Here is a 12,401-nt window from a genome sequence, read left to right as displayed (position 1 = left end):
ACAAAGCGGGCGCTTCGCGTGTTGACAAAAGTATGGATAACCCAACGCATTTCGAACTCAAAGTCCCGGGCGGCAAGCTCCTTGTCGTAGACATCGAGGTCAACGACGGCACTATCTCGTCGGCGCAGGTCTCGGGTGATTTCTTCCTTGAGCCGGAAGAGGCCTTCGAGGCTCTCGGCCCCACGCTGGAGGGCTCCAAGGTTTCTGATTCCACGCAAGAGATCACCGCGCGGCTCGATGCCGCACTCGCCAAGATTAAGGCGGAGCATCCTGTGGCCCTCCACGGCTTTTCCACACACGATCTGGCCGTAGCTGTTAAGCGTGCGCTCTCAGGCGGCACCGACTTCACGGACCACCAATGGGAGATTCTCCAGCCGGGCGTGCTGCCTACCCCGGTGAACGTGGCGCTCGACGAGGTCATCCTCAACGAGGTGGCTGAGGGCAAACGTGGTCCGACGCTGCGTTTCTGGGAGTGGGACGATAAAGCGGTCGTGTTCGGCTCCTACCAGTCCTATGCCAACGAGCTGGACCAGGAGGGCGTCGACAAGCATAGCATCACCCCGGTCCGCCGCATGTCCGGTGGTGGCGCGATGTTCATGGAGGGCGGCAACTGCATCACGTACTCCATTTACGCCCCGGAGTCCCTGGTGGCCGGCTACTCCTACGAGGCTTCTTATGCCTACCTCGACCAGTGGGTGCTTGCTGCACTGGCCAAGCACGGTGTGAACGCTTGGTACGTGCCGATCAACGACATCACCTCCGACGGCGGCAAAATCGGCGGCGCTGCGCAGAAGCGTCGCGCGGGCGCAGTGCTCCACCACACCACGATGAGCTACAACATCGACGCGGACAAGATGATGGAAGTGCTGCGCATCGGCAAGGTAAAGGTCTCCTCCAAGGGCCTGGCCAGCGCCAAGAAGCGCGTGGATCCGCTGCGCCGCCAGACCGGCGTGGCGCGCGAGGAGATCATCGAGACCATGGCCCGCGAGTTCGCCACTCGCTACGGCGCCAAGGACGCCACGCTTTCCGACGCCACCCTTGCCGAGGCCGAGCGCCTCGTTTCCGAGAAGTACTCCACCGAGGAGTGGACGAAGCGAATTCCGTAATTCTTTCGCGGCTCTTCTCAGAGTTCAAAAGCAGCCCGGCGAAATCGCAGTTCCCGCTCAGCGGCATTAGTCGTCATGCGTTCACGACCTCAACACGCAGCCCCACCGCGCTGAGCAGTTCTAACACGGTGGAAAAGCTGGCTTTTCCGGTCCCCAGCTCCACATCTCGGACCGTTCTGTCGCTCACTCCCACCAACTCGCCCAATTCTTCCTGAGTCAATTGATACGCCTTTCGGCTTTCCCGCAGTGCGGTTCCGAGTTCAGACAACCAGCCATCGATGCGATTCATATCGGAAATATCCTTCCCTTTTACGCTTTTCAAACTCTAAAATAGCCTCGAAACCACAAAACAGGAAGTATTTTTCCGATTTACCCGTTTCTCCCGATATTCCCCTCGCTCCAGCAAGTTTTCGGAAGGATATTTCCCTTTCAAATCACCCGCACCACCACGCGGCCCGAAGGTTGACGGAGCGCCCCTTGCATGCCCCGGGCGCCCCAACCATGAGTCCGAGCCCACAATAGTTGCACGGGAATTTATAATCACCGTACAGTGTTGAGGTCATTAGTGAACCGATCAGTTCATAATTGATGGACTAGACAGTTCAAATACGTACAAAGTTGTCTACAACGCCGAACTCTCACAAGTTCGTAGTAAAAGGAATTTTCGTGTCTCAACAAACAACGCAATCGCGCAAGCTGCCAGGCTGGACAACCGGCTTCGGCGCGCAGGTTATCGCGGGCCTTATCATCGGCCTCATCTTGGGTTTCATTGCATCCGGCATGGACGCTGGTCTGCCTGCCGACGATGAGAAGGGCTCCTGGCTCACCCAGACCCTCACCGGCGTGGGCAGCGCTTATGTCCAGCTACTCAAGGTGATGGTCCCGCCGCTCATCTTCGCGGCAGTGGTGACCTCCGTGGCTAACCTGCGCAAGGTGGCCAACGCCGCCTCGCTGGCTATCTCTACCCTGGTGTGGTTTGCCATCACCGCTTTCTTCTCCGTTATCACGGGCATCCTCGTCGCACTCGTGATGAAGCCGGGCGTGGGCACCACCGTGGATGCCGCCAGCGCAGCCGAGCCTTCCCACATCGGCTCCTGGACTGCGTTCCTGCAGCAGCTTGTGCCGTCCAACTTCATCGGCCTGAAGGCCTCCTTTGACGACGGCGAAGTGTCCTTGGGCTTCGGCGCACTCCAGCTGCTCGTCATCTCCTTGGCACTGGGTATTGCTGCAGTGAAGGCCGGCAAGGCTGCCGACCCATTCCTGCGCTTTACCGAGTCCTTCCTCAAGGTCATCCAGGTAGTCCTGTGGTGGATCATCCGCCTGGCTCCGATTGGTACCGCAGCCCTCATCGGTAAGGCAGTGGCCACCTACGGCTGGGACGCGCTGGGCTCCCTGGGCAAGTTCGTGCTCGCGATGTACGTGGGCCTCGCACTCGTCATCGGCGTGGTTTACCCAGCAGTTCTTACCTTCAACAAGATTCCGGTCATGGGCTTTTACAAGCGCGTCTGGCCAGTGTTCTCCCTGGGCTTTGTTACCCGCTCCTCCATGGGTGTTATGCCGGTGACTGAGCGCTACACCGAGCAGGCCATGGGCGTTCCGCGCGAGTACGCTTCCTTCGCCATCCCGCTGGGTGCTACCACAAAGATGGATGGCTGCGCCTCGGTCTACCCTGCTATCGCCGCCATCTTCATCGCTCAGTTCTACAACATTGACCTGACTCTGACGCAGTACCTACTCATCATCTTCGTCTCCGTCATCGGCTCTGCTGCTACCGCGGGCACCACCGGTGCAACCGTCATGCTCACGCTGACCCTGTCCACCCTGGGTCTGCCGCTCGCCGGCGTTGGTCTGCTGCTGGCAATCGAGCCAATCATCGACATGGGCCGCACTGCAGTCAACGTCACGGGCCAAGCACTGTGCGCCACCATCGTGGCCAAGCGCGCAGGCATCCAGGACCAAAAAGTCTGGGACGCTGCCGAGAACGGCGTCTCCGACCTCATGGAAACCAAGGATCGCGAGTCCGTCAACGCCTAAGAAACTTAGGCATTAACGCAGGAAGACACCTCACCAAGTGGGGTGTCTTCTTCGTTTTGCTGCGGTTACTCTCGGTGCCGGTCGGACTCGGTCGGCACCGGTCGGACTCGGTCGGCGGCGGTCGGCGGTGGGCTGTACGCTAGTCGACGATCGCCCCCAGAAAGGCCGCCATGGCAGGTGCCAGGTGGATGGCCTGTGTGTTAGTGAGTACCGCGCCTTTGAGGGAGCCCACACCAGAGATAGCGTCGAAGTCGAGGCCGCGGAAGTCCACGTCTTTCATCCGCGCCGCATCCACCCGCAGGGTCCGCGCGCGGCAGCCCCGGAAGGCCACGCGTTGGGCCTGCGCCTGGGACAAATCGACTTCGTCGAATACGCAGTCTTCAAAGAGGACATCCCGCAATGTTCCACCAGAATGGTTAGTCCAGGCGAATTTGCACCCACTGAACTTCACCGAAAAGAGGTCCGCTTCGGCGAAGTCTGCAGCGCCAAAGCGGGAATCAGCCACCTCGACGTCGCGAAGCACGGTGCGCGCCATCCTCCATCCCGGCGCATCGAGGCCGGTCAGCTCGCACTCGGTGAAAGTCGATGAGGAAAGGTCGATTCCGTCGAGTGAGGAATCAGCAACCATGCACCCAGTCAGTGACATCCCTTGAAGGTTGCGCTCAAACTCGCCGGAGAACCACTCGTTTTCAAACACTCCCCTCGCGTCCAGTCCCAGGCCTTCCCGCACTTCCAGGTGCAATGAAGATAGTTGGGGCGCTTGGACGATCCGGCGAGTCACTGCTTACTTCCTTTGGGTCGTGTTTTATTCATTTACGCGTTGCGTTCTATAGGCGCAAGCTTACGCAGCACCAACTCCGGCAACCACGAACGTGCCCCGATTGTGCGGGCGAAGTTACGTATTCCACACCTGTGTGGCACCCACGTGGCCCGCCAATGCTGCGCTAACCAGCAGTGCAACTGCAGCGACGCGGAGGCTCACAAAGTCGCAGGATCGACTGGGACGCTGATCGATTGTGCAGGAAGATAAGGGCGCAACAAGGCTAGGAGGCCAAAGTGGCGCTGGTTGAGCAGTGGATTGAACAGGCTTCGTGCGCTGATCTGAAGGTCCGGCTCAACAGTCAGCAACGCTTGGTACACCGGCCACTGCTCCTCATCCGACGCTAGGGAGCGAACCAAATGAACCCAGACGGTTTCGCCAAAGCGATTGACAGCGTTGGGATCGGCGCCTGCAGCGATGAGCTTTTCAATGACTGGGGCGTCCTGCGCGCAGAGCTCTGGGTTGTCCGCCAGCTCCGGCAGCAGCTTGATTGGCGGTGCCCAACCGAACTCAAGCATCGCCGTGAGTGCCTCAACTCTTTCGGCAGTGTCACGGACACGCGATGCATCGAAGAATACGGCTTCCGGGTCATGGCTCGCCCAGTCGATAGTGTCAACGAAAGTCATTACTGTGCCTCCTGGAGTTGAATCACGAGCCAATCGGGAATCCATTCCGCGGTGCGCGGGAAAGTCTCTATGTCGGCCACCCACTGCTGCGGGCTAGGTTGTACCGACCACGCCGGGCGGTAAGCAAAGTTAGGTCTGAGGACAAAACCGTTAGGTCCTGCCTTACCGTGCAGCGAGAGCCACGCTCCACGGGGATCGTCTTTGCGATAACGGGCATCCAAGAATTCTGCACGTTTGCTTGCTGGCAGTTCCCCGCTGACCTCGTAGATTTCGCCGCATGCACGCAGTACGAACTCTGGCAGGTCGGCGTCGATGGGGCCGTCGTAAGGCCCCTCTTGGTAATTAACAGGCGCGGCAGGAGCAACGCCGTATTTTTCTTCGACCCACTGACGCGCGGATTCAAGTTGAGTGCGGGCCTGGGGACGCAGCTCATCCACCTCTTGCGCGGAAAGGCGTTTGCCATCGATGATGATGCCATGTTCGGCAGGAGCGAAGTCGATGAGCTCTCTCACCGTCATCTGCAACTGTGCTCCCTCGAAAGACGCGATGTCTAGGGTATGCGCCTCCAGATGCGGTAGCTTTTTTGCGGCTGCGAATCTTGAGCTTGAGCGGACGCGGCTTTGCTAGCGCCACTCCGACCAGCGGGGCGAAATTGAAAGTATCGGGCTTTTCCATGGCAGTCTCCTGTCACGTATAACTGCAAAGTCGTTGACCATGTGCCGCCTAGTGTAAGCAATTACTGTGACATCCGCCCCAGGAGTTTCCGCACTGAAGTTTCACGCTGCGCAGGTCGCTAAGAAATGGCTGAGTTGCGCCAGCCACAGACCGAGGAGCTAAGCAGTGGCAGCCGTAACGTGCACTGTTTCGCCGTATGCGCGCCGACCATGCACGAAGTAGTACAGCACCGTCGCCAAGGCCACGGTTGCGGCAAGCACCCAATACATAGCGGAGTAGCCCAGCGCAGAAATCAGCATGCCCAAGACCACGGGGCCAAAGCCGATTCCGATGTCGAGGAGTAAGAAGAGCGTCGAAATACCCGCGCCCATCTCGTGCGGAGCCACGAGGCGCACGGCCACCGCTTGCGCCGCCGGCATGATGGAGCCATAGCCCAAGCCAACCAAAGCACCCGCGATGACGACCTCCCAGTCAGCTACTGCGATAGCAAGTACCACGAGACCAATCATGAACGAAGCGAGTGCACCGTAGAAGATGACGTTATCGCCGTGGCGATCCTGGACACGGCCCAAGACAAAGCGCATCGCGAGGCTGACAATCGCATAGGCAATGAAGAAGAAGCTGGCGCCCGTCGCCAGGTCGGACGCGTCAGCATAAGCGTTGAGGTACGTGATGATGCCTGCATAAGCAACGCCGATGAGAAGCATGAAGAAGCCAAAGGGCGCGACCGCCGGGTGGACGATGTTGGCCAGGCTAAAGGTCACGCTGGGGCGCTCCTGCGTAGGAATCTTGAGTGCCAGTGCCAAAGCCACGGCACATACCGTGAGGCTGAGCACCACAACGAAGATGGTGTTGTAGCCACTCGCACCGACGATAGCCAGTCCTGCCGCCGGGCCAAAAGCGGTGGCAAGGGTAGTTCCCAAGGCAAAGTAGCCCGTACCCTCAGCACGGCGATGTTCAGGAATGACGGACTGCGCCACGGCCATGACGGCAGTCGACGCCACCGCATACCCCAGGCCATGAATGATGCGCACGACGATAAGCAGCGCCAACGAGTGCGCAACAAAATACGCGGCACATGCCACGGTCACGAGAACCAACGAGACCAAGAGGGACTTTTTACGTCCTGCCGCATCTACCAGATATCCCGAGAACAGTCGCGCAATGGTCGCACCGACCACGAAGGAGCTGGAGGCAAAGCCGCCCGCTGTGTCTGATGCACCAAACTGTTGCACCGCATACAAAGCCATGATCGTCACCAACAGGTAAAAGACCATGAATTGGGCAAAATTAACCAGCCATGCAAAGGCGAATGTTGGGGTGATGAGTTTCTGCTCAGCGGACGTAGGAAACACCTTCTTGACAAATATGGAGTTAAAACGAACCCTAAAACGGTATCAGACCCTTAATCAGCGCATGGCGCTAGCTGGGCAGCAGAGCGGCTACCTCGGCGTCGGAAAGCACTGCGTCCTCAAAGTTGCGCAGCGTCTCCTCCGCGTTGAACTCCACACCGATGAGCACGATCTCAGAGCCCGGCGTCACTCCGTTGGAGGCCCACAGTGAGGCCGGCTGAATCTGCAGGTTTGGCCCTGCCTGCTGCCAGGCGTGGGCAACGCGCAGATCCGTGTCGATCCAGCAATACCCCTTGGAGCGAACCAGCCCGGTACTCGCGCGCAGCGCCTTGAGCAGTCGCTCACGATTGAACGGCCTATCGGAGCGAAAGACGACGGAAGAAATCCCGTACTCCTCAGTCTCCGGTGTGTGTGGATTGGCCAGTTCCTCAGCATAGCCGTGATAGGTCGCGGCGGTAGCGGGGTTATAAAGGGCGGCATCGAGGATGAGCTCGGTGGCGATGACGCCGTTGGTCACCGGCACCACCTTGGCGCGGCGGTTCATAGCCTTGACGGTAGCGATGACCCGCTCGGTCTCCTCCGCGTCGACGAGATCGGTCTTGGTAATCAAGATAAGGTCGGCGAACTCAACCTGGTCCACTAAAAGGTCCGCGATGGTCCGGTCATCTTCCGGAGTCGCTTCGATTCCCTGTGAGACAAGGCTGCGGCCGCGACGTAGCTGGTCTAAGAAGGTCGAAGCGTCGACGAGGGAGACCATCGTGTCGATGTTCGCGTAGTCCTGCAGCTTGAAGCCGTCTTCGAATTCCCACTCAAAAGTGGCGGCAACCGGCATCGGCTCGGAGATGCCGGTCGACTCAATGATGATCTGGTCATATTTGCCTGACCCTGCAAGGCGCGCAACCGAGTCGATGAGGTCCTCACGCAGGGTGCAACAGATGCAGCCGTTGGACAGCTCCACGAAACGATCTTCGCCGCGTTCGAGGTGGCCCTCCCCTGCAACGAGCGCCGCATCGATGTTGACCTCGGAGAAGTCGTTGACGATGACGGCTAGCTTGCGGCCTTGTCGGTTAGCCAGCAGGTGATTGAGCACGGTGGTTTTGCCGCTGCCCAGGAATCCAGAAAGAACAGTCACGGGTGTAGTCATTCCGCAAATGATAATCATTTTCATTTACGGAGACAACTACGCTCCAACCGAAAACCCTCCGCATGTAATCAGAACCAAAGCGCCACTGCGGGTCCAGTTCCTCACACAGGGCACAGAACTCGTCGAAGCGCGGATACAGCGCGGAGAAGTCTGCCCGCGTCAAGGTGTTCATCTTGCCCCAGTGTGGGCGGCCGCCGGCGGCCTTCAGAATGGACTCCACCTTTGGCAAGTATTCGTATGGGTTTTTGAAACGCGGGACGTGGAACGCGATGTACATCGACTCGTGGCCGTTGGCGGTAGACAGCGCGACGTCGTCAGGTGCCGTGGTGCGTAGCTCCAGCGGGAAAGCAATCTGTCAGCCCTGTGCATCAATTAAACGTCGGATTTCTCGCACCGCTTCAGGTCCATCCGCCAGTGGTCGACTTCGCGGGAGTGCGGCTGAGTGAGCGCCGCGGTCCGACTTTGACGCCACGCAGATGGGAAGCCCACCCGCACGCGTCACCATTTGTTCCGCGTTGAAGTCGAAAGCGGCAATGTCAATGACACCAAGAGGGGCAGCCGCCTCGCCGGCCCTGACGAGTGGCGCGATAGTTTCCCGGAGCTGCGGGCTCGGAATTCTTGAAAGCGTTGCCATAAAGTAATGCTACTCACACTCGCACCATGATTGCGATACATATCACAATCAATTTCTGGCACTATAGACTCCATGAAAACCTTCACTAGTGCTCATCTCCCGCCGCGCGTCTCTGATTTCCTGGCCACCAACCCGGTAGGCGACGTGCGTGGTTCCGGCGCTCAACACACAGCACTCATGCCGTTTACAGGCGAAGAGCTTTTCTCCTTCCCCACGGCCACGCCCAAGGACGTCGCCGCTGCCGTCACCACCGCACGGGCCGGGGTAGGCCAGGGCAATCGCGGGCGCATACTGCTCAAGCTCCACGACCTAATCCGGAAACATGAAGAGCTCATCCTCGACCTCATTCAGGCTGAGAACGGCAAGTCCCGCTCGCACGCCTACGACGAGGTGATGGATCTCTATAACTGCGCGCGCTTTTATGGCGTGAACATACGCAAGGCCTTTGGTCCGGAGCGACATCCCGGCGCGTTGCCGGTGCTCACCAAGACGCGCACCCAGCACTACCCACTGGGTGTCGTGGGGCTCATCTCCCCGTGGAACTATCCGCTTTCCTTGGGCGTGGGCGACGTGCTGGCGGCGCTTTCTGCTGGCAACTCTGTGGTTCACAAGCCTGATTCCCAGACCACGCTGACGGCAATCTTGGTCCGCCGGCTGGCGATTGAGGCCGGCCTTCCGGAGGCTGCCTGGCAGCTAGTACCGGGCAACGGCGCGGAGGTGGGCGACGCCTTGGTCCCCCTCGTCGACGGTCTTTCCTTTACTGGTTCCACCAAGGTGGGCAAGTCCATTGCTGCCCAGGCGGCCGGACGTCTCATCCCCACAATGTTGGAGCTCGGCGGTAAGAATCCAATGCTGGTGCTTGACGACGCCCCCCTTGAGCCCACCGCTCGCGGCGCCGTGCGCACGGCCTTCTCGTCCTCGGGTCAACTGTGCATGTCCGCCGAACGTGCCTACGTGCACACGGACATTTATGAGGACTTCCTCGTTGCGCTTACGAAAGCCCTCGACGAACAGAGACTGGGCGCGGCGTTCTCCGATGCCGCAACTATCGGCCCGCTGACTTCGCAAAAGCAGCTCGAGACCGTCCAAGCCCATGTGCGCGACGCTGTGGACAAGGGCGCAACCATTGTCTACGGCGGAAAGCATCGCCCGGAACTCGGGCCGTTTTTCTTTGAGCCCACGGTGCTCACTGGGGTAACGCAGGAAATGGAGCTCTTCGCTAACGAGACCTTCGGCCCAGTGTTGGCTGTGTACGAGGTCGATTCTGATGCTGCTGCCATCCACGCAGCAAATGACACGAACTACGGCCTATGCGCCTCAGTGTGGTCGGGCAGCTCCCGCCACGGCTGGGAGGTTGCTTCCCAGTTAGAAGCGGGCATGGTCAATATCAACGAGGGCTTTGCCGCAGCATATGGTTCTATTGCCGCGCCGGGTGGCGGCGTAAAGGAGTCCGGCCTCAATCACCGCCACGGTATTACCGGCATGCGCCTGTGGGCAAATGAGCGCACCGTAGCCGAGCAAAAGCTGCACCCGCTGGCGCCCTCGGAGCTACTGCCGCCGCAGCGCTTCCAGAAGCTCATCACCACGGGCATGGCGGCCATGAAGGCGCTGCGCCTGTAGCAGCATGCCTGTGGGCTATGGAAAACGGTACGGCTCTGGCTAGCCTGCGTGAACCCGCTTAAGGCATGCGCAAGATGCGGCGATGCACCGTGCCGGCGGGCTCGACGTGGATGAACACTTCGGCGCCTGGGAAAAGCTCGTCGATGTTGTCCTCGATGCGATCCGCGATGTCGTGGGCCGCAAGAACTGTCCACTCACCAGGCACGTCCATGGTGAGATAGACCAAGCGCTGACGGCCCGATGCGATGGTACGCCGCGACGTGAACAACACGCCGAATTCTTCCTCAAGCTCAGTAAGTCGCGCATCAAGCTCAGCGTGCTCTTCCTTGGGCAGGGACTCGGAAAGCAGGCTACTCAAGGATTCTTTGAGCAGCTTGTAACCGGTCCACAGGATATTGATGCCCACTGCAAAAGCGACGATCGGATCGAGCCACAGCCAGTCCGTCAGGGCAACCAGCGCGATGCCCACGAGGACGCCAACAGAAGTCCACACGTCAGTCAGCACGTGATGGCCGTCGGCTCGAAGCGTTGCCGAACGATATTTCTTGCCCGCTTTCAGCAACACCAGACCGACAGCCAGATTAAGAACCGAAGCTAGCGTCGAAAGCGCCAGACCAATGCCTGGCTGTTCCAAGGGCTGGGGGTTGAGCAAGCGCAATGCAGAGGTATAAATGATGAGTGCTGCGGCGACAAAGATCATCGCACCCTCTACCAACGCGGAAACATACTCGGCCTTGCCGTGGCCGAATTGATGGTTCGCGTCAGCCGGCTTCGCGGCAATACGAAGGGCGATGAAGCCCACGACTGCGGCAACGAGGTTGACTCCGGATTCCAAAGCGTCAGACAGGAAGCCGACGGAACCAGTAAGCATGGCCGCAAGGACCTTTAAGACAATGGTGAGAACAGCCGTCGCGATGGACAGCTTCATGAAACGCTCAAGCAGGAGCTGCTCGGAAGGGAGTGCCATACAGATACCTTCGGTTAGTCGGCGTGACACGGCCATCCGTATGCGGTTTGGGGAGGACCGGTCAACGTAGGAGCTACGGACCGAAGGTATCGCTCACTCACGAATTTCGCAAGCTGGGTGGCCGGGCGCATAGGCACCAGTATGTCGACCATCCATCCGCCGCCATGGGGGCCGCGGAGGAGCTACTCCCCTTCAGGAATTTTAGGTTAGCAAGCCGCCGAGTTGCCAACAACTCGGCGGCTCAAGCAATGCTGAGACTACAGTTTTAATCTCAGGCGAGCGCTAGCCACCAATCTTGAAGTCGCAGACGTCGCCGTCCTGCATGATGTAGTCCTTGCCCTCTTGGCGGACCTTGCCCTCGGCGCGGGCCTCGGCCATGGTGCCAGCGGCGTCGAGGTCATCAAAGGAAACGATTTCGGCCTTGATGAACTTCTTCTCAAAGTCGGTGTGGATTACCCCCGCAGCCTGCGGAGCAGCCGAACCCTGCTTGATGGTCCAAGCGCGGGCTTCCTTCGGACCAGCAGTCAGGTAGGTCTGCAGGCCGAGCGTTGCAAAACCTGCCTTAGCCAGAGTTGCCAGGCCAGGCTCGGTCTGGCCGACGGACTCGAGGAGCTCCATCGCTTCGTCCTCGTCGAGCTCAAGCAACTCGGTCTCAGTCTGGGCATCAAGGAACACGCACTCTGCTGGGGCAACGAGCTCGGCGAGCTCGGCCTTCTTCGCGTCGTCGGTAAGCACTGCTTCATCAGAGTTGAAGACGTACAGGAACGGCTTCGAATTCATCAAGTGCAACTCACGCACGAGAGCGAGGTCGATTTCGCCGTTCTTGGAAGCAGCGAACAAGGTACGGTCATCCTCTAGGATTTCCTGCGCCTTCTTGGTGGCCTCAACGGTCTCAGCCAGATCCTTGTTCTTGCGCGCTTCCTTCTCCAGTCGCGGCAGAGCCTTCTCGATGGTCTGCAGATCGGCCAGAATCAGCTCAGTGTTGATCACAGAGATGTCGTGCGCTGGGTCAACCTTGCCATCAACGTGGATGACATTGTCATCAGAGAAAGCGCGAACCACCTGGCAGATCGCGTCTGCCTCACGGATGTTAGCGAGGAAGGCGTTGCCCATGCCCTCGCCCTTGGACGCGCCTTCCACGATGCCGGCGATGTCCACGAAGGACACGGTCGCAGGCAGGATGCGCTCGGAGCTAAAGATCTCCGCCAAGCGGTTAAGGCGATGATCCGGCAGCTCCACGAGGCCAACGTTCGGCTCAATCGTGGCGAACGGGTAGTTGGCCGCCAAAATGTCGGAACGGGTCAGGGCATTAAACAGCGTGGACTTGCCAACGTTAGGCAGGCCGACGATTCCAAGTGTAAGACTCACAGGGGCAATCCTAACGCACGCGGATTTTTTTCAGGCAAGATGGTGGGGTGAGTTC

General features: G+C 59.4%; 12 protein-coding genes. 3 read left to right on the top strand and 9 right to left on the bottom strand.

All coding sequences use genetic code 11. The features are described 5' to 3' along the window. Positions 1–32 precede the first annotated feature (32 nt). Positions 33–1,106 (top strand): lipoate-protein ligase small subunit, encoded by a 1,074-nt coding sequence (locus tag HMPREF3153_RS01790; protein ID WP_070419861.1) that lies wholly within the window; start codon positions 33–35, stop codon positions 1,104–1,106. A 73-nt stretch (positions 1,107–1,179) separates the two neighbouring features. Here HMPREF3153_RS01790 and HMPREF3153_RS01785 read toward each other — a convergent pair whose 3' ends face one another. Next, positions 1,180–1,395 carry a helix-turn-helix domain-containing protein gene (locus HMPREF3153_RS01785; RefSeq protein ID WP_005531838.1) on the bottom strand — a complete coding sequence of 72 codons (216 nt, stop codon included), beginning with the start codon at positions 1,393–1,395 and terminating at the stop codon, positions 1,180–1,182. A 377-nt stretch (positions 1,396–1,772) separates the two neighbouring features. Here HMPREF3153_RS01785 and HMPREF3153_RS01780 point away from each other — a divergent pair, with 377 nt between their 5' ends. After that, positions 1,773–3,140, top strand: coding sequence for a dicarboxylate/amino acid:cation symporter (locus HMPREF3153_RS01780; RefSeq protein WP_070419860.1), 1,368 nt, complete (start codon positions 1,773–1,775; stop codon positions 3,138–3,140). A 139-nt stretch (positions 3,141–3,279) separates the two neighbouring features. Here HMPREF3153_RS01780 and HMPREF3153_RS01775 read toward each other — a convergent pair whose 3' ends face one another. From HMPREF3153_RS01775 to HMPREF3153_RS12960, 6 genes are all read right to left on the bottom strand, one after another. After that, positions 3,280–3,921 carry a pentapeptide repeat-containing protein gene (locus HMPREF3153_RS01775; protein ID WP_049062652.1) on the bottom strand — a complete coding sequence of 214 codons (642 nt, stop codon included), beginning with the start codon at positions 3,919–3,921 and terminating at the stop codon, positions 3,280–3,282. Positions 3,922–4,118: 197 nt separating this feature from the next. Continuing rightward, positions 4,119–4,586 (bottom strand): hypothetical protein, encoded by a 468-nt coding sequence (locus HMPREF3153_RS01770; RefSeq protein WP_049145221.1) that lies wholly within the window; start codon positions 4,584–4,586, stop codon positions 4,119–4,121. Further along, positions 4,586–5,104, bottom strand: a complete 519-nt coding sequence (locus tag HMPREF3153_RS01765; RefSeq protein WP_070419859.1) for a calponin homology domain-containing protein — start codon at positions 5,102–5,104, stop codon at positions 4,586–4,588. The genes HMPREF3153_RS01770 and HMPREF3153_RS01765 overlap by 1 nt, the downstream gene beginning before the upstream one ends. A gap of 315 nt (positions 5,105–5,419) precedes the next feature. Next, positions 5,420–6,616: an MFS transporter gene (locus HMPREF3153_RS01760; RefSeq protein WP_083280920.1), complete on the bottom strand. Its 1,197-nt coding sequence runs from the start codon at positions 6,614–6,616 to the stop codon at positions 5,420–5,422. A 67-nt stretch (positions 6,617–6,683) separates the two neighbouring features. After that, positions 6,684–7,757 carry a GTP-binding protein gene (locus HMPREF3153_RS01755; RefSeq protein ID WP_070419857.1) on the bottom strand — a complete coding sequence of 358 codons (1,074 nt, stop codon included), beginning with the start codon at positions 7,755–7,757 and terminating at the stop codon, positions 6,684–6,686. Then, positions 7,681–8,097 (bottom strand): D-arabinono-1,4-lactone oxidase, encoded by a 417-nt coding sequence (locus HMPREF3153_RS12960; protein WP_256364731.1) that lies wholly within the window; start codon positions 8,095–8,097, stop codon positions 7,681–7,683. The genes HMPREF3153_RS01755 and HMPREF3153_RS12960 overlap by 77 nt, the downstream gene beginning before the upstream one ends. A gap of 366 nt (positions 8,098–8,463) precedes the next feature. Between HMPREF3153_RS12960 and HMPREF3153_RS01745 the strand changes: the two genes are divergently transcribed. Beyond that, entirely contained in the window at positions 8,464–10,011 is a 1,548-nt protein-coding gene (locus HMPREF3153_RS01745; RefSeq protein WP_070419855.1) for a succinic semialdehyde dehydrogenase, read from the top strand. Positions 10,012–10,069: 58 nt separating this feature from the next. Here HMPREF3153_RS01745 and HMPREF3153_RS01740 read toward each other — a convergent pair whose 3' ends face one another. Further along, positions 10,070–10,978 (bottom strand): cation diffusion facilitator family transporter, encoded by a 909-nt coding sequence (locus tag HMPREF3153_RS01740; protein ID WP_005531810.1) that lies wholly within the window; start codon positions 10,976–10,978, stop codon positions 10,070–10,072. Between the two features lie 282 nt (positions 10,979–11,260). Continuing rightward, positions 11,261–12,346, bottom strand: a complete 1,086-nt coding sequence (ychF, locus tag HMPREF3153_RS01735) for a redox-regulated ATPase YchF (protein ID WP_070419854.1) — start codon at positions 12,344–12,346, stop codon at positions 11,261–11,263. Between the last annotated feature and the right edge of the window lie 55 nt (positions 12,347–12,401).

The organism is Corynebacterium sp. HMSC06C06 (assembly GCF_001807295.1).
Taxonomy (GTDB): domain Bacteria; phylum Actinomycetota; class Actinomycetes; order Mycobacteriales; family Mycobacteriaceae; genus Corynebacterium; species Corynebacterium striatum.
This window is presented reverse-complemented; position numbering and strand designations above follow the sequence as displayed.

Excerpts from the sequence above, each read along its gene's own strand:
- HMPREF3153_RS01770 (WP_049145221.1), bottom strand. The coding sequence starts at position 4,586 with ATGACTTTCGTTGACACTATCGACTGGGCGAGCCATGACCCGGAAGCC.
- HMPREF3153_RS01765 (WP_070419859.1), bottom strand. The coding sequence starts at position 5,104 with ATGACGGTGAGAGAGCTCATCGACTTCGCTCCTGCCGAACATGGCATC.
- HMPREF3153_RS01790 (WP_070419861.1), top strand. The coding sequence starts at position 33 with ATGGATAACCCAACGCATTTCGAACTCAAAGTCCCGGGCGGCAAGCTC.
- HMPREF3153_RS01755 (WP_070419857.1), bottom strand. The coding sequence starts at position 7,757 with ATGACTACACCCGTGACTGTTCTTTCTGGATTCCTGGGCAGCGGCAAA.
- HMPREF3153_RS01745 (WP_070419855.1), top strand. The coding sequence starts at position 8,464 with ATGAAAACCTTCACTAGTGCTCATCTCCCGCCGCGCGTCTCTGATTTC.
- HMPREF3153_RS01785 (WP_005531838.1), bottom strand. The coding sequence starts at position 1,395 with ATGAATCGCATCGATGGCTGGTTGTCTGAACTCGGAACCGCACTGCGG.
- HMPREF3153_RS01740 (WP_005531810.1), bottom strand. The coding sequence starts at position 10,978 with ATGGCACTCCCTTCCGAGCAGCTCCTGCTTGAGCGTTTCATGAAGCTG.